The 14,419-nt window shown below is 62.3% G+C and carries 15 protein-coding genes; 7 read left to right on the top strand and 8 right to left on the bottom strand.

Going from position 1 to position 14,419, the window contains the following annotated elements; all coding sequences use genetic code 11:
* Positions 1–2: 2 nt before the first annotated feature.
* The 4 genes from BR24_RS03355 to BR24_RS03340 all read right to left on the bottom strand — a co-directional run bounded on the left by BR24_RS03355 (position 3) and on the right by BR24_RS03340 (position 4,235).
* Positions 3–752 (bottom strand): ABC transporter ATP-binding protein, encoded by a 750-nt coding sequence (locus BR24_RS03355; RefSeq protein WP_496540090.1) that lies wholly within the window; start codon positions 750–752, stop codon positions 3–5.
* A gap of 9 nt (positions 753–761) precedes the next feature.
* Positions 762–1,451 carry an ABC transporter permease gene (locus tag BR24_RS03350; protein ID WP_496540089.1) on the bottom strand — a complete coding sequence of 230 codons (690 nt, stop codon included), beginning with the start codon at positions 1,449–1,451 and terminating at the stop codon, positions 762–764.
* A 931-nt stretch (positions 1,452–2,382) separates the two neighbouring features.
* Positions 2,383–3,207, bottom strand: coding sequence for a TatD family hydrolase (locus BR24_RS03345; protein WP_496540088.1), 825 nt, complete (start codon positions 3,205–3,207; stop codon positions 2,383–2,385).
* Positions 3,208–3,254: 47 nt separating this feature from the next.
* Complete coding sequence (locus BR24_RS03340) at positions 3,255–4,235, bottom strand: glycosyltransferase family protein (protein WP_496540087.1); 981 nt, start codon at positions 4,233–4,235, stop codon at positions 3,255–3,257.
* 184 nt (positions 4,236–4,419) lie between these two features.
* Here BR24_RS03340 and BR24_RS03335 point away from each other — a divergent pair, with 184 nt between their 5' ends.
* From BR24_RS03335 to leuS, 5 genes are all read left to right on the top strand, one after another.
* Positions 4,420–5,145 (top strand): glycosyl transferase family 2, encoded by a 726-nt coding sequence (locus BR24_RS03335; protein ID WP_496540086.1) that lies wholly within the window; start codon positions 4,420–4,422, stop codon positions 5,143–5,145.
* Positions 5,146–5,453: 308 nt separating this feature from the next.
* Positions 5,454–6,668, top strand: coding sequence for a bifunctional 3,4-dihydroxy-2-butanone-4-phosphate synthase/GTP cyclohydrolase II (locus BR24_RS03330; RefSeq protein WP_496540085.1), 1,215 nt, complete (start codon positions 5,454–5,456; stop codon positions 6,666–6,668).
* A gap of 30 nt (positions 6,669–6,698) precedes the next feature.
* A complete protein-coding gene (ribH, locus tag BR24_RS03325) occupies positions 6,699–7,166 on the top strand; it encodes a 6,7-dimethyl-8-ribityllumazine synthase (protein ID WP_496540084.1) in 468 nt (155 codons plus the stop codon).
* Positions 7,167–7,172: 6 nt separating this feature from the next.
* Positions 7,173–7,619 (top strand): transcription antitermination factor NusB, encoded by a 447-nt coding sequence (gene nusB / locus BR24_RS03320; protein ID WP_496540083.1) that lies wholly within the window; start codon positions 7,173–7,175, stop codon positions 7,617–7,619.
* A 13-nt stretch (positions 7,620–7,632) separates the two neighbouring features.
* A complete protein-coding gene (gene leuS / locus BR24_RS03315) occupies positions 7,633–10,134 on the top strand; it encodes a leucine--tRNA ligase (protein WP_496540082.1) in 2,502 nt (833 codons plus the stop codon).
* Positions 10,135–10,210: 76 nt separating this feature from the next.
* Here the strand turns inward: leuS and BR24_RS03310 are convergent, their stop codons facing one another.
* Genes BR24_RS03310 through BR24_RS03300 form a run of 3 tightly spaced genes read right to left on the bottom strand, consistent with a single transcriptional unit; the run spans position 10,211 to position 11,708 of the window.
* The gene (locus tag BR24_RS03310) at positions 10,211–10,498 is read right to left on the bottom strand and encodes a helix-hairpin-helix domain-containing protein (protein ID WP_496540081.1); all 288 of its coding nucleotides are present in this window, start codon (positions 10,496–10,498) and stop codon (positions 10,211–10,213) included.
* A gap of 10 nt (positions 10,499–10,508) precedes the next feature.
* Positions 10,509–11,438, bottom strand: a complete 930-nt coding sequence (gene hemC / locus BR24_RS03305; protein ID WP_496540080.1) for a hydroxymethylbilane synthase — start codon at positions 11,436–11,438, stop codon at positions 10,509–10,511.
* A 21-nt stretch (positions 11,439–11,459) separates the two neighbouring features.
* Entirely contained in the window at positions 11,460–11,708 is a 249-nt protein-coding gene (locus tag BR24_RS03300) for an FmdB family zinc ribbon protein (RefSeq protein ID WP_018125963.1), read from the bottom strand.
* Between the two features lie 194 nt (positions 11,709–11,902).
* Here BR24_RS03300 and BR24_RS03295 point away from each other — a divergent pair, with 194 nt between their 5' ends.
* The gene (locus BR24_RS03295; RefSeq protein WP_496540079.1) at positions 11,903–12,784 is read left to right on the top strand and encodes a tetratricopeptide repeat protein; all 882 of its coding nucleotides are present in this window, start codon (positions 11,903–11,905) and stop codon (positions 12,782–12,784) included.
* 2 nt (positions 12,785–12,786) lie between these two features.
* Positions 12,787–13,371: a hypothetical protein gene (locus BR24_RS03290; protein WP_496540078.1), complete on the top strand. Its 585-nt coding sequence runs from the start codon at positions 12,787–12,789 to the stop codon at positions 13,369–13,371.
* On the opposite strand, the gene BR24_RS03285 is transcribed toward BR24_RS03290, so the two are convergent.
* Positions 13,356–14,351: a YheT family hydrolase gene (locus tag BR24_RS03285; RefSeq protein ID WP_496540077.1), complete on the bottom strand. Its 996-nt coding sequence runs from the start codon at positions 14,349–14,351 to the stop codon at positions 13,356–13,358. The two genes, BR24_RS03290 and BR24_RS03285, sit on opposite strands and share 16 nt — an antisense overlap.
* Positions 14,352–14,419 lie beyond the last annotated feature (68 nt).

Genomic DNA, 14,419 nt, shown 5'->3' with positions numbered 1-14,419 from the left:
CGTCAGCTCCCTTTTCCGGGCTGCTGGATGCCGCCCACGGAAATATCCAGCTCCTCGCGGTTCTCCACGCGGTCCACCATGCCGTCGCTGATCCAGACCACCCGGTCGGAGACGTTGAGCATCTTGTAATCGTGCGTTGCGGAGATGATGGTGACGCCGCGCTCGGCGGAAAGTGAACGCAGAATCTCGATGGCCTCCTCACCCGTGGTCAGGTCGAGGTTGCCGGTGGGCTCGTCAGCCAGAATGATGGAAGGGTCGTTCGCCAGGGCACGCGCAATTGCCACCCGCTGCTGCTGCCCGCCCGAAAGCTCGAGCGGCTTGTGGTCGTGCCGCTTTTGCAGCCCCACCAGCTCCAGCAGTTCCATACCCTTGTCCCGGGCGTCATCCTCGTTCATTCCCGCAAAGGTCATGGGCAGCGTGACGTTTTCCAGCGCGCTCATGACGGGAATCAGGTTGAACGTCTGAAAGATGTAGCCGATCTTGCGGTTGCGCAGCCACGCCAGCTCGTAGGCGTCGAGCTGCGAGATGTCCACCTCGTCGATGAACACCTTGCCGTCCGTGGGTTTGTCCAGCCCGCCGATCATGTTGAACAGCGTGGACTTCCCCGACCCGGAAGGCCCCATGATGGAAATGTATTCACCGGAAAATATTTCAAGGTCCACGCCCTTGAGAGCCTCAACCTCCACCTTGCCCATGGTGAACGTCTTCCTGACTTTGACGACGCGGACGATGACGTGCTTGTCCTGATTCATCGCTCTCCCTTAATGTTCCGCCCGGATGGCATTCACCGGCCGCATGCGGGCGGCCACCACCGCAGGATACAGCACCCCCGCCACACTGAGCAGCAGTCCCCCGAGCAGGGCGGCTCCCAATGACAACGCGACGCTCTCCAGAGGTATCGAGGTCACTGCATCGAACCCGAACCGAATCCAGCCAGCCAGCCACGCAAACAGCCCGCCGGCGAGCGCCCCTGCCAGCGAACCGGAAATGCCCTGCATCGCCGCCTCCAGCAAAAACAGCCGAAGCACAATGGCATCCAGCGCACCAAGACATTTCATGACGCCGATCTCACGGAACCGCTCGGTCACGGACATGAGCTGCGCGTTCACGATCCCCACCACGCAGACCAGCATGGAAAGAAACACGATCCAGCGCTCCTTGGGCGTCATCGCAACAGTGCCCGACTCCGCCCGGACATCATACCCGGCATCCAAAAGTTTCTTTGCCGCGTCCTCCCCGCCGCTGATCAAAACGCCCTCGGCAACGTTCAAACTTACCAGAACGAAAGCCAGAAACGCCACCGCCAGCACCAAACTGCTCACCGTGATCATCGAACGGAAAAAACGCACACGCAAACTCTTGAAGCTGATCTCAAACGACTTGCTCCAAGGTAGCACGATGGCACGACGAATGCCCTTCCTGTCTTTCGAACCGAAAACTGTTTTTTCCATGTTCCTCGACACTAAGCGGTTATGCGCCTGAAAACAAGACCCGGATGCCCTTTTTCACGACACCTTCAGTTATGCCTTTGTGCCTCCTGCGGGCCCTTCAGGCGGACCAAAGGGGCGGGCCCCCTTTGGAATCCCTGAGTTGTCAGCGAGGTTGCAGCTGCCAAGCCCATGCGACCGCACAAATCGCGTTCAAGCTGCAACCCCGCTGACGGGGATCTATGATTCTGTGGGTTTTGGCTGACGGACTCCGTTAACAGAATTCAATCAAAAAGAGACCTCTCTGCTCACATACTCCCCTTTCAGAACTCCCATCAAAACATCTTCTCCCGTCAACCAGAACCCCAGCAATGCCGATCGAGGCATAGAGGCTCTTTTGACCGGTCACGCAGGTCCGGGTGGTGTCTGTGGCCACAGACGTTTCACCCAGAGCAGTGACCGCGTCATAGAGCCTCTCGCCGAGAGCGGCGGCCACCCCAACAGCGCAGTTTTTGCCTTCTTTTTTCTGCGCCGGCAAAAAAGAAGGTCGACCGACAGGCCGAAACCTGCAACTCGTGCGAAACGGCAATGCCTCCGGCGGGCCAAAGGGGCGGGCCCCCTTTGGAATCCCTGAGTTGTCAGCGAGGTTGCCGCTGCCAGGTCCATGCGACCGCACAAATCGCGTTCAAGCAGCAACCCCGCTGACGGGGATTTATGATTCTGTGAGTTTTGGCTGACGGACTTGGAACTGCTTGGGCTATTTCATTTTTCAAAACATACGCCCACTGTCAGCATCCGCCAAGCCGCATACGCGCTTCAGCTTTCGGAAAGCCTCGTACGGCTTGGCAACCCAAAACGTTTTGGAAGGTGGAGGGGAAGGAGTCCAGAGGAAGGGGAGGAGGGAACCTTTTGGAAAAGGTTCCCTCCTCCCCTTCCTCTGGCCGCCGGAGGCACACTATAACCCGAAAAACCGTACTGCGTTCTTCCCGGTTTCTTCCCAGACGGTTTCGGCGGAGAGCCCTTTGAGTTCGGCGATGAAGGCGGCGGTGAAGCCGGTGAGTGCGGGATGGTTGCGCTTGCCGCGCCAGGGTTCCGGGGAGAGGAACGGGCAGTCGCTTTCAACGAGCATGCGGTCGAGGGGGATGATGGTTGCGGCCTCTCGCAGTTCGTCGTTTTTGCGATAGGTGACGGGGCCGGGGATGGAGATGGTCCAGCCGAGGTCGAGCAGCTCGCGGGCGAAGTCCGGCCCGGAGCCGAAGCAGTGCCAGAGCACGGGCTTTCCGGCGAAGCCGCATTCCTTGAGGACGGCCACGGTGTCATCGTGGGCGTCTCGGGAGTGGATAACCGGCGGCAGATTCAGTTCGCAGGCGAGTTCGAGCTGTTCGGCAAAGGCCCGTTTCTGGATCTCGTGCGGGACGCGCTCCCAGTAATAGTCGAGGCCGATTTCGCCCACTGCCTTGAGGCGCGGCTCCGAGCGGAACAGGGTGCGCATTCGGGCTATTTGGGATGACTCGTAGCTTGCGGAATCATTGGGGTGAACGCCGAGCAGGAAGAATATCTCCGGTCGGTTGTCGAAAAGCGAACGGTTGGCCTCGAAGGCGTCGGGGCCGAGGAAGACGTTTCCGAGGTGTTTGATGCCGCAGGCTCGGGCACGGTCAAGGATGGCCTCGCGATCTTCGTCGAAGTCCTCTAGATCCATGTGGGCGTGGGATTCGACGCCGACGGCGGGCAGGCCGAGGGTTTCCGGTTCGGGTCTGTTCTTCTTTTTCTTTTTTGCCATGACGGGACGGTCATACTCCCAAGCGGACCGGGAATCAACGACCGTTTCTAGCCGAGCAGGCGCAGGACAGCCTCGCGCTGCGCCTGCGGGGAATAGGCTGCCGATGTGAGCCGGGCGTTCTCGAGGGTGGCGGCCAGCTCCGGGGGCTGCCCTTCCCACCACTTCACGGCGGTCTCGAGACACAGGGCCGCGTCGAGTACGTCGCCGTCGGCGCTCCAGAGGCCGTTGCCGCCCCATGGGACGTCGCGCAGCGGCCACCATGGGGTGAATCGCGGCGCGGGTTCCGCCTGACGCATGTAGTCCCAGCCGCCGTAGCCGGAAAAACCGGTGCAGAGGCAGCCGCAGGCCATGGCCTCCAGCGGCGGCAGCGGGCAGCCTTCGGGGAATCCGGTCATGAGAAAGATGTGGCTCCTGCGCAGCGTGTCGGCCACGCCGAAGGCGTCCATGCCCTGCACGGGCACCCACCGGACGCGCTCCCTGCCGCAGCGGGCCTCGAAGGCGGCGGTGATCTGTGCGGCAAGCGACTTGTTCTTGCGTGGCATGTAGGCCACGCGGATTATTCCGGTGCGGGCACCGTCACCCCGGTGGAAGATTTCTGGGTCGATGCCGGGCCGCAGCTCGGGTGCGTCGCGCCCCACGGTCTCGGCTATGAACCGGCGCACGGGGTCGGATACGGAGAAAAAGCGCACGGGCAGCCGATCCCAACTCACGCCCTGCGGCAGCGACGAGAAGAGATAGGCCCAGTTCTGAACGTAGCTGATGCAGTCGGCCCCAGCGTCGAGCCCCGGAGCGAGGGCATTGACCCATCCTTCGGGCACGAGCCAGCGGTCGCCGGGGGCGAGCTTCAGTTCGTCCCATTCCAGCACGGGAGCCTCGTCCTTCAGCCCGCCGGGACGCCAGCCGCCTTTGTCCCGCGCCACGAGATACGTTTCGCGACCTGCCGCGTGCAGGATATCGGCGATCTGCCTGAGCACGGTGATGCCGCCCGTGGGCTTGTTGACCGGCGGCAGAAATATGCATGTCTTCATGTGCGACTCTCCTGCGGTCCAGAGAGCATACTCCACGCTTTTTGGCAAGGTTGGGCGGGCGTTACGGGAAACCGTTGCCCACCCTAAAGATGGCGGGGCATCTGTCCGATACAGCATATGAACCGAACTGTCTCAAACAAGGACAAAACCTTTCGCAAGGATGCGAAGGGAGGGGAGCACGGCCATGGACGGCAATGTACTCTTCAGTATCATCACGCCGAGCACAGGACGGCGGCCCCGCGCGCTGCAAATGGCGGTGAAGAGCGTCGAGCGTGCGGTTCTGCACTCCGGGATTCCACCTGAATCGGTGGAAATGCTCATAGGTTACGACGGCATCAAAGGGGAACGCCTCTCGGCGCCCTTTCCCCTTCGCTGTATCAATTTTCCGCCCGACAACGACTGGGGAAACGGCATCCGCCAGTTGCTGCTGAAGATTTCGCGCGGGCGAAAGATCATTTTCCTCGACGACGACAACCAGCTCAAGCCGCGTTCGCTTCAGGTCTACCTGATGCACATGGACGCGGAAATGGTCATAGGACGCGTCGACACCCAGCTGGCTTTCGACAAGCCGCACATCCCGGTTCGCGACGGCGGCTCGGTGGTGCGTCAGGGAAACATAGACCCGCTCTGTCTCTGCCTGTCGCGGGAGCTGGTGCTGGACCGCTGCGGCGGCTGGCGGCATCAGGGACTTTACGAGGCAGACTACATGAACACGCTCGACTGGCATCGGCGGGCAAGGAGCGTCACCGTCATCGACGAGGTGGTGGGCATCTACGACGCGGGCCGCAGCCTTGACGGCGGCGCGCTCTCGCGCAGACAGATGAACATGCTCGACCGCATGGCCCGCGAGCGCGGCGTTACCCTCTCCGGCGGCGCGGACGAAGCACACGCCATCGCCAGCGGCATCTGATTCGGCAGGACATTCCGACTGAACCCCCGGTTCGCGCATTTGCGGGCCGGGCTTTTTCTTTCACGGCCGCGCCTTTGTGTCCGCTCTCCTCAACCTCCGGGGCTGCTCCGATGAACAGCATTACGCACGAGCGTGAGGCTCTGCGACAATTTCCAAAGATATCCACCTACAAAAACTCATCTTTTCACCCTTCATTTTTCCATTTCCTTATCGAACCCTTTTAATGTAAGTAGAGGGGTTCCAAAATCACGACCGAAGCGCCGGTTTCCCGGCCCGTGAAATACGTTCTTTCAACGAGGTAAAGCTATATGCCGCTGTGCACCATCGAAGAAGCCATTGAAGACATCCGGCAAGGCAAAATGGTCATCATGGTGGATGACGAGGATCGCGAGAACGAAGGCGATCTCGTCTGTGCCGCCGAGAAGACCACTCCGGAAATGATCAACTTCATGGCCACCCACGGCAGGGGCCTCATCTGCCTGGCCATGGACGGATACATGGTCGACCGCCTCCAGCTGCCGCTCATGGCCCAGTCCAACAAATCCCAGTTCGGCACCAATTTCACCGTCAGCATCGAGGCCCGCGAGGGTGTCACCACCGGTATCTCGGCCTTCGACCGAGCCACCACCATCCTCACCGCCGTCGCCGACGACGCGGTCCCCGAGGACATCGTCACCCCCGGCCACATCTTCCCGCTGCGGGCCAAGGACGGTGGCGTGCTGGTTCGCGCAGGTCAGACCGAAGGTTCCGTGGACCTGTGCCGTCTCGCCGGACTCAAGCCCGCCGGCGTGATCTGCGAGATCATGCGCGAGGACGGAAACATGGCCCGCATGCCGGACCTGATCCCCTTTGCCAAGGAGCACGGACTCAAGATCTGCTCGGTGGAAGACCTCATCGCCTACCGCATGAAGTTCGGCAACTACTCCGTCACCAAGGAGGCCGAAGCCGAGCTGCCCACGCGCTGGGGCCACTTCAAGAGCGCGGCGTTCAAGTCCAGCACCGACGACAAGACCCACATCGCCCTGTACATGGGCGACATCAAGCCCGACGAGCCCGTGCTCGTGCGCGTGCACTCCGAGTGCCTCACCGGCGACGTGTTCGGCTCCCTGCGCTGCGACTGCGGCAACCAGCTCGCGGACGCCATGTGCATGATCCGCAACGAGGGCAAGGGCGTGCTGCTGTACATGCGGCAGGAAGGCCGGGGCATCGGCCTCGGCAACAAAATCCGCGCCTACCACCTGCAGGATCAGGGCTACGACACCGTGGAAGCGAACATGAAGCTCGGCTTCCCGCCGGACCTGCGCGATTACGGCGTGGGCGCCCAGATTCTGGTGGAACTCGGCATCTCCAAGATGCGCCTGATGACCAACAACCCCAAGAAGATGGTCGGACTCGAAGGCTACGGGCTGGAGATCGTCGAGCGGGTCGCCATCGAGGCGGGCGCGTGCGAGGTCAACCACAAGTATCTCATGACCAAGAAATCCAAGATGGGCCACATGCTGACCCTCGAGGATGAAGAATAGAAACGTCTTTCAGACGCGGAGGATAATCCAATGAACGTCAAGACCATCGAAGGCAAGCTGCAGGCTCAGGGGCTCAAGATCGCCATCGTGTCCGCCCGTTTCAACGACTTCATCGTGGACCGCCTCACCGGCGGCGCGGTGGACTACCTCGTGCGCCACGGCGCCGATGAAGGGGACCTCACCCTCATCCGCGTGCCCGGCGCATACGAAATGCCGCTGGTGGCGCGCAAGCTCGCCCGCTCCGGCAAATACGACGGCGTGGTCTGCCTCGGCGCGGTGATCCGCGGCGCCACCCCGCATTTCGACTTCGTGTCCAACGAGTGCGCCAAGGGCGTGGCTCAGGCCAGCTTCGAAACCGACCTGCCCATCAGCTTCGGCGTCCTCACCTGCGACACGCTGGAACAGGCCATCGAACGCGCCGGCTCCAAGGCCGGCAACAAGGGCGTTGAAGCGGCTTCCGCTCTGCTGGAAACCGTCCGCGTCATGGAGCAGTTGTAACATCCGATGAGCAAGAAGAAAGGCAACAGACCGGGCGTGCGCCGCATGGGCCGCACGCTCGCATTTCAGGTTCTCTACGGCGTATCCATGGTTCCGGAAACGGGCATGGAAGGGATGAAGGCCGCGTTTGAGCGCAACCCGCAGGTGGAGAGCGAAGAAAACGATTTCGTCCGCGACTTCGGCAGATCGCTCTATCTCGGCGTGATGGAGCACCTGGCCCGCCTCGACGAGCTGGTGCGCACCCACTCGCAGCACTGGAAGATCGAGCGCATCGCCAAGGTCGAGCTGGCGATCCTGAGGCTCGCCCTCTACGAAATGGCCTTCACCGACATCCCGGAAAAGGCGGCCATAAACGAAGCCGTGGAGCTGGCAAAGCTTTTCGGCGACGGCAACTCCAAGAGCTTCATCAACGGCATCCTCGACGGCGCGGCCAAGGAACTGAAAGCGAAATAAAGGAATTCGAGCAATGGCCATCGGAAAATACCATCCGGAAAAAATCGAGGGCAAGTGGCAGGAGATCTGGAAAGAGTCCGGATGCTTCGAGGTCGAGGCCGACCCCGCCAAGCCCAAATACTACGTGCTGGAGATGTTCCCTTACCCGTCCGGGAAGATCCACATGGGCCACGTGCGCAACTACTCCATCGGTGACGTGGTGGCGCGGTTCATGTCCATGCGCGGCTACAACGTCATGCACCCCATGGGCTGGGACGCCTTCGGCCTGCCCGCGGAAAACGCCGCCATCAAGAACGACTCCCACCCCGCGGAGTGGACCTACGCCAACATCGACGAGATGCGCGAGCAGCTCCAGCGGCTGGGATACTCCTACGACTGGCGCCGCGAGGTGGCCTCCTGCCGTCCCGAATACTACAAGTGGGAGCAGCTCTTCTTCCTGAAATTCCTCGAAAAGGGGCTCGTCTACCGCAAGAACTCCCCGGTGAACTGGTGCCCGGGCTGCAACACCGTGCTCGCCAACGAGCAGGTGGAGGAAGGCCTGTGCTGGCGCTGCGACGCCGAGGTGGAACAGAAGGACATGGAGCAGTGGTTCCTGCGCATCACCGATTACGCGGATGAACTGCTGGCCGACCTGGACAAGCTCGACAAGGGCTGGCCCGAGCGCGTGCTGACCATGCAGCGCAACTGGATCGGCAAGAGCTACGGCGCGGAACTGACCTTCTCCGTCAAGGGCTCCGACCGCAAGATCGACGTGTTCACCACCCGGCCCGACACCATTTACGGCGCGACTTTCATGTCCGTGGCCGCCGAGCATCCCATGGTGGAAGAGCTCATCGAAGGCTACGAGAAGGCCGACGAAGTCCGCGAGTTCGTCAGCAAGGTCCGCAACATGGACCGCATCAAGCGCGGCGCCGACGACCTCGAAAAAGAAGGCATCTTCACGGGCGCTTACTGCGTCAACCCGGTCACCGGCCGGGAGATGCCCATCTACGTGGCGAACTTCGTGCTCATGGCCTACGGCACCGGCGCGGTCATGGCGGTGCCCGCCCACGACCAGCGCGACTTCGAATTCGCCACCAAGTACGAACTTCCGGTTCAGGTGGTCATCAATCCGCCCGAACTGCACGCGAAAGGCGACGTCCTCGATGTCGCGGACATGAGCGAGGCATACGCCGATCCCGGCATCCTCGTGAACTCCGGCGACTTCGACGGCATGGAGAACGAGCCCGCCAAGAAGGCCATCGTGGAACACCTCGACGGCTCGGGCCTCGGCCGCATGACCGTGAACTACCGCCTGCGCGACTGGAACGTCTCCCGCCAGCGGTTCTGGGGCGCCCCCATTCCCGTCATCTACTGCGACGCCTGCGGCGCGGTGCCGGTCCCCGAGGACCAGCTGCCGGTCAAGCTGCCGGAAGACGCGCAGGCCCGCAGCGACGGCAAGTCCCCGCTTCCGGGCATGGACTCCTTCGTCAACTGCGAGTGCCCGCAGTGCGGCGGCAAGGCACGCAGGGAAACCGACACCCTGGACACCTTCTTCGAGTCCAGCTGGTACTTCCTGCGCTACTGCGACGCCCGCAACGACGACGCGCCGTGGGACAAGGAAAAGATCGACTACTGGCTGCCCGTGGACCAGTACATCGGCGGCATCGAGCACGCCATTTTGCACCTGCTCTACGCCCGCTTCTTCACCAAGGCCCTGCGCGACACCGGGTTCATCAACAACGACGAACCGTTCGAGCACCTGCTCACGCAGGGCATGGTCCTCAAGGACGGCGGCAAGATGTCCAAGTCCAAGGGCAACGTGGTGGACCCCAACGCCATGATCAACCACTACGGCGCGGACGCCACGCGCCTGTTCATCCTGTTCGCCGCCCCGCCGGTGAAGGAGCTCGAGTGGTCCGATCAGGGCATCGAGGGCGCCTACCGCTTCCTCAACCGCCTGTGGCGGCTGGTGGAAGACCTGCAGGACGTGTTGCCGCAGGCAAAGCCCGCGAGCTTCACCGACCCCGCTTCCGACGCCGCCAAGTCCCTGCGCCGCAAGGAGCACGAGACCATCAAGCGCGTCACGCACGACATCGAGAACCACTTCCAGTTCAATACCGCCATCGCCGCGGTCATGGAACTGGTCAACGAGCTGTACAGCCTCAAGGACGAACTGCGCGAGTCCGCTCCGCAGGCCCTGTCCTCCGCCATCGCCACGGCGCTGACGGTACTCTCCCCGGTGGCCCCGCACATTTGCGAAGAACTCTGGGAGACTCTCGGACACGGTACCCGTCTGGCCGAACAGCCATGGCCTGAGCACGATGAATCCGCGCTGGTCCTCGACGAGGTCACCGTGGTGGTGCAGGTCAACGGCAAGGTTCGCGGCAGGCTGAACGTGCCGAACAACGCGCCCAAGGATGACGTGGAAAAGATCGCCATGGAGCAGGAGAACGTGGTCAAGCACATCGAAGGCAAGACCGTTCGCAAGGTCATCGTCGTTCCCAACAAACTGGTGAACATCGTGGCCAATTAGCTCCCCGACATATCCGAAAGAAAAGGCCCCGCTCCGGTATTCCGAAGCGGGGCCTTCTTGCGTGTGATCTCTTTGGCTAGGGGGTCTCGATGATCTCCGGGTCCTTCCAGTTCCACCACTTGAGCTTCTCGGGGTCATGGAAGGTGGTGGAAGCGAAGTACACGGCGCAACGGAACACGTAGAGCACGCAGCGGTCCACGTGCTGGTCGGCCAGCGCCATGAGGCTCCTGTAGATGGCCTCGGGGTCCTGATCCTTCAGATCCCCGACCTCGCGGAAGCCCAGCTCGTACAAATCCTGCGCGATGCTGTCCCCCACGCCGGGGATAGAACTCAGCTCCCGGATGGCCTGATCGTGCTCGTCCATGTCTGACCCGCTAGATGCGTCCGTAGACCTTGTCGAGAATTTCCTTGCCGCCTGCGGCCAGAACGCGCTCGGCCAGCTCGGTGCCGATCTCCCATGCCGCGTCGCGGTGCCCTTGCTGCTCCATGCGGATGGGACGGCTGCCGTCCTCGTCCGCCACGAAGCCGGTCAGGATGATTTTCTCGCCCTCAAGGCGGGACCATGCCGCGATGGGCACCTGACAGCCGCCGTCGAGGCCGGTGAGGAAGCCGCGCTCGGCCAGCACCTGATACTTGCTCTCCCTGTGGTCGAGAAATTCGATCATGCCGCGCACTTCGGCGTCTTCCTTGCGGTACTCGATGCCCAGCGCGCCCTGCGCCACTGCGGGCAGGAAATCCGGCGGACCGAGAATCTCGGACTTGGGAGCGGAGAGGCCGAGGCGCACCAGACCGGCGGTGGCCACCACGATGGCGTCGTACTCGCCGTTCATGAGCTTGCCCACGCGGGTGTCGAGGTTGCCGCGCAGCCACTTGATCTCGAGGTCCGGACGCAGCAGCAGAAGCTGTGACTGGCGGCGCAGGCTGCTGGTGCCGACCACCGCCCCCTCGGGCAGTTCGGCAAGGCCTCGGTAGTTCACGGACAGCAGCGTGTCGGTGGCCGCCTCGCGTTCGGGGTTGATGCCCACTTCGAGCCCTTCGGGCAGCTCGGTGGGCACGTCCTTCATGGAGTGGACCGCGATGTCGGCGCGGCCGTCCAGCAGAGCCTCCTCGATCTCCTTGACGAAGAGGCCCTTGCCGCCGACTTTCGCCAGCGGAACGTCAAGGATCTTGTCGCCCTTGGTCTTGATCTTGAGCAGCTCCACTTCGAGACCGGGGTGTTCTTCGCGAAGCAGTGCGGAAATGTGATTGGCCTGCCACAGGGCGAGCTTGGAGCCGCGGGTGGCGATGGTGATTTTCTGTTTCATGAGAAGCGGTGTGGTTGGGCGCTAGCCGCAGGAGGAACAGTTGCCGCCCACGCATCCTGCGCAGCCGGAAGGGGCGCTTGCCGCAGCGGGGGCGGATTCGGTCTCGCCGCCGAAGTCTTCCCCGGAACCCATGCGGGTCCTGCATGCGGAGATGAGCTTTTCGGTCGCCCCGGATTTACAGGCCGGGCACGGCGGACATTCGTCATGGCTGAAGACCAGTTCCTCGAACTCGTTTTCGCAATCCTTGCACTTGTATTCGTAGATGGGCATAGGCTTCCCCCCTGATAGTTATCCTGTCGCGCCTCGGCGCGGCATACCTGATTATCGGAAAAGGTGGCGGCTGGCAATCACCGCCGCGCCATACGTAAGTATCGGTGACGATTTGTCCACCTGAAAATAACATCATCATCTGGCCTTTCCGGCCCGAAAACGGTATCTTCCGCCGGAAACCCCGAAAGGACTCCATGAACACGCACCAAGACGACATGCGCCTCCCTTCCGAACCGGATTTCGGGCACAGCGGCATCGACGACGCCAATGAAATGGTGCGGTGCGTGTTCTCCACCCAGCGCGAAATAACCATCGGCACCGGCACCACCAAACGCAAGCAGAGCAGCCGCATCATGTGGTTCGTGGAGCAGCGCGACGACGACACCTACGCCGTGCGCAAAATAAACTCCAACTTCGTGCCGGTGGGCAAGGAAACCACCATCACCGGAGAGCAGCTCTTCTCCGAATTCACCCCGGAAGTGGAAATCCACCTGACCAAGGTGGAGCCTGCCATGCTGAACCTGCACCGCACGCTGGAACGCGGCGACCTGCATCGCCTCGTGGGCGAAAGCGGCGAGGCAGAAATGGAGTACAGCGAGGCGTTGCAGATAGACGAGCTCAACGTGCGCGCCATCTTCGGCCTCGGCATCGTGCTGGCCCAGCGCGGCGCCGTGCAGCGCGCCCGCTCCGTCTTTCACGACATCGTCAGCCTCGACGCCGCGTTCGAGGAAGAGCACAAGCACCTGTTCAACGAATTCGGCATCAGCCTGAGAAAGGCGGCCCTGTTCGAAGAGGCGGTGCAATACTACACCCGGGCCATGGAGCTCACCCAGAGCGACGACCACCTGCACTACAACATCGCCCGCGTCCACTTCGAACTGGCGCAGTGGGAAGAGTGCTTCGACCACCTGAGCAAGAGCCTGTCGATAAACGGCAACCTCAACGAATCGCTGAATCTGCTCCGGCTGATAAAGGCCATTCACGGCGACCAGAACCTTTTGGAAAAATACGGGAAGGAACCGGTTCCGCAGTCCGTTGGGGAACAGGCCGAACAACTGCTGAAGGACACGGACTAATCATGAAGCTCGACATCACCCTTGTAGGAAACTACCACGCCGTGGGCCTGCTGCGCCTCAACCGCTACACCATCAAGCAGGGCGTGCAGTCCTTCGGCAGCCGCCGCTGGACCGAGCTTCTCAACGGCATCGCCTACGGCCCTCACCCGGACAGGCTTCAGGAGGCGGTGGAGGCCGCGCTTGGCAAACGGATCGAAGTGGCCTACTCCGGCGGCGGGGTCCTGCTGGACAATCAGTTCGGCATGGAAGTGTTTCTGGATAACGAGGAGTATCCCTGCGGCGGTGTGGACGGCGCCTCCAGACTGATTCGCCCGGAGAAGTTCATGACCGGCTTCCGCAAGAACGACATGCTGTGCGAGTGCAAGGCCTCGGGCATCGGCGCGCTCAAGTGTCGCTGGGAGTTCGACGAGGAGTTCGACGAACGCAGGATACGTCTGGAATACGACGACCTGCGGGAAGTGCTGAACACGCCCAAGGCCTTTGAAGTAGTGACCATGATCACCTACGACGGCAAGCAGCCCGACCGCCTTGTGCGCGATGGCGGTGAAGGGCTCACCACCTCCGCCCCGGTCTACCGCATCTCCTGAGCGGCCCCCTCGTCCAGCCGCGCGAAGAACTCGCGCATCCTCTTTTCCGACCAGTACTCGCCGTTGCCGTTGCGGTTCACGAATCCTACGTGCCCGCCGTGCGGCGGAATCTCCAGATACAGGGAGTCGTTCCGGCGCGCCCTGCCCTCGGGATAGCACAGGGCCGAAAGGAACGGGTCGTCGGCGGCGTTCACCAGCAGGGTCGGCACGCGTATCTCATCCAGGAACTGCCGGCTGGCACTCTTGGCGTAGTAATCCTGAGCGGAGGCGAACCCGTGCAGGGGCGCGGTATAGCGCTCGTCGTAGACTTCGAAGGTTCGGATGTCGTCCAGTCCCGTGAGGTCGAGCCCGAGCTCGGGAAACCGCTCGGCCTTGAGCCGGACCTTCTCCCGAAGCCCTCGCAGGAAATACTCCATGTAGACGCGGTTCACCGGCCGCCCCATGACCTTTGCCGCCCCGGCGAGGTCGCAGGGAACGGAAAACACGGCCGCCCGGCTCACCTGCCGCGGCACTCTGCCCGGGTCCTCCCCAAGGTATTTCAGGGTCTGGTTCCCGCCCATGCTGAAGCCCACGAGCGCGGCTTGCGAGTAGCCGCCGCGACGCAGGGCGTGCGTGAGCACGGTGTGCAGGTCGTCGGTGACGCCGGAATGATACAACCGCGGCAGCCGGTTCGGCTCGCCCGAACAGCCCCGGAAGTTCAGATTGACGGTATCCCAGCCGTCGCGGTTCAGGGCCAGCGCGGCCCCGGCCACGTATTTGCGCCGGGAGTTGCCTTCCAGCCCGTGGGAGATGATCGCCACGCGGTCGGCCCCTGTCCGGCTCCAGTCCAGATCGATGAAGTCGCCGTCGGGCGTGGCGATGCGCTCGGGCTCGAAGCTCAGCTCCGGCCTGCGGCGCGCCAGCACAGGGTAGATGGTCTGGAAATGTCCGTTGGTGAACGGGAACGATGGGGCGTAGTCGGATTTCGTCAGAAGCGGCATGAAAGGCTCATGCCCGATTTGCGGTGTGACGGCAAGACCTCAATTATCATTGACCCTCTGGCATTTCC

The sequence above is a fragment of the Pseudodesulfovibrio halophilus DSM 5663 genome, assembly GCF_059568665.1.
Note: the sequence above shows the minus strand (reverse complement) of the source record. Positions and strands in the feature narration are given on the sequence as shown.

Excerpts from the sequence above, each read along its gene's own strand:
- BR24_RS03300 (WP_018125963.1), bottom strand. The coding sequence starts at position 11,708 with ATGCCCATCTACGAATACAAGTGCAAGGATTGCGAAAACGAGTTCGAG.
- BR24_RS03290 (WP_496540078.1), top strand. The coding sequence starts at position 12,787 with ATGAAGCTCGACATCACCCTTGTAGGAAACTACCACGCCGTGGGCCTG.
- BR24_RS03350 (WP_496540089.1), bottom strand. The coding sequence starts at position 1,451 with ATGGAAAAAACAGTTTTCGGTTCGAAAGACAGGAAGGGCATTCGTCGT.
- BR24_RS03340 (WP_496540087.1), bottom strand. The coding sequence starts at position 4,235 with ATGAAGACATGCATATTTCTGCCGCCGGTCAACAAGCCCACGGGCGGC.
- nusB (WP_496540083.1), top strand. The coding sequence starts at position 7,173 with ATGAGCAAGAAGAAAGGCAACAGACCGGGCGTGCGCCGCATGGGCCGC.
- ribH (WP_496540084.1), top strand. The coding sequence starts at position 6,699 with ATGAACGTCAAGACCATCGAAGGCAAGCTGCAGGCTCAGGGGCTCAAG.
- BR24_RS03335 (WP_496540086.1), top strand. The coding sequence starts at position 4,420 with ATGGACGGCAATGTACTCTTCAGTATCATCACGCCGAGCACAGGACGG.
- BR24_RS03310 (WP_496540081.1), bottom strand. The coding sequence starts at position 10,498 with ATGGACGAGCACGATCAGGCCATCCGGGAGCTGAGTTCTATCCCCGGC.
- hemC (WP_496540080.1), bottom strand. The coding sequence starts at position 11,438 with ATGAAACAGAAAATCACCATCGCCACCCGCGGCTCCAAGCTCGCCCTG.
- leuS (WP_496540082.1), top strand. The coding sequence starts at position 7,633 with ATGGCCATCGGAAAATACCATCCGGAAAAAATCGAGGGCAAGTGGCAG.
- BR24_RS03285 (WP_496540077.1), bottom strand. The coding sequence starts at position 14,351 with ATGCCGCTTCTGACGAAATCCGACTACGCCCCATCGTTCCCGTTCACC.
- BR24_RS03330 (WP_496540085.1), top strand. The coding sequence starts at position 5,454 with ATGCCGCTGTGCACCATCGAAGAAGCCATTGAAGACATCCGGCAAGGC.
- BR24_RS03345 (WP_496540088.1), bottom strand. The coding sequence starts at position 3,207 with ATGGCAAAAAAGAAAAAGAAGAACAGACCCGAACCGGAAACCCTCGGC.
- BR24_RS03355 (WP_496540090.1), bottom strand. The coding sequence starts at position 752 with ATGAATCAGGACAAGCACGTCATCGTCCGCGTCGTCAAAGTCAGGAAG.
- BR24_RS03295 (WP_496540079.1), top strand. The coding sequence starts at position 11,903 with ATGAACACGCACCAAGACGACATGCGCCTCCCTTCCGAACCGGATTTC.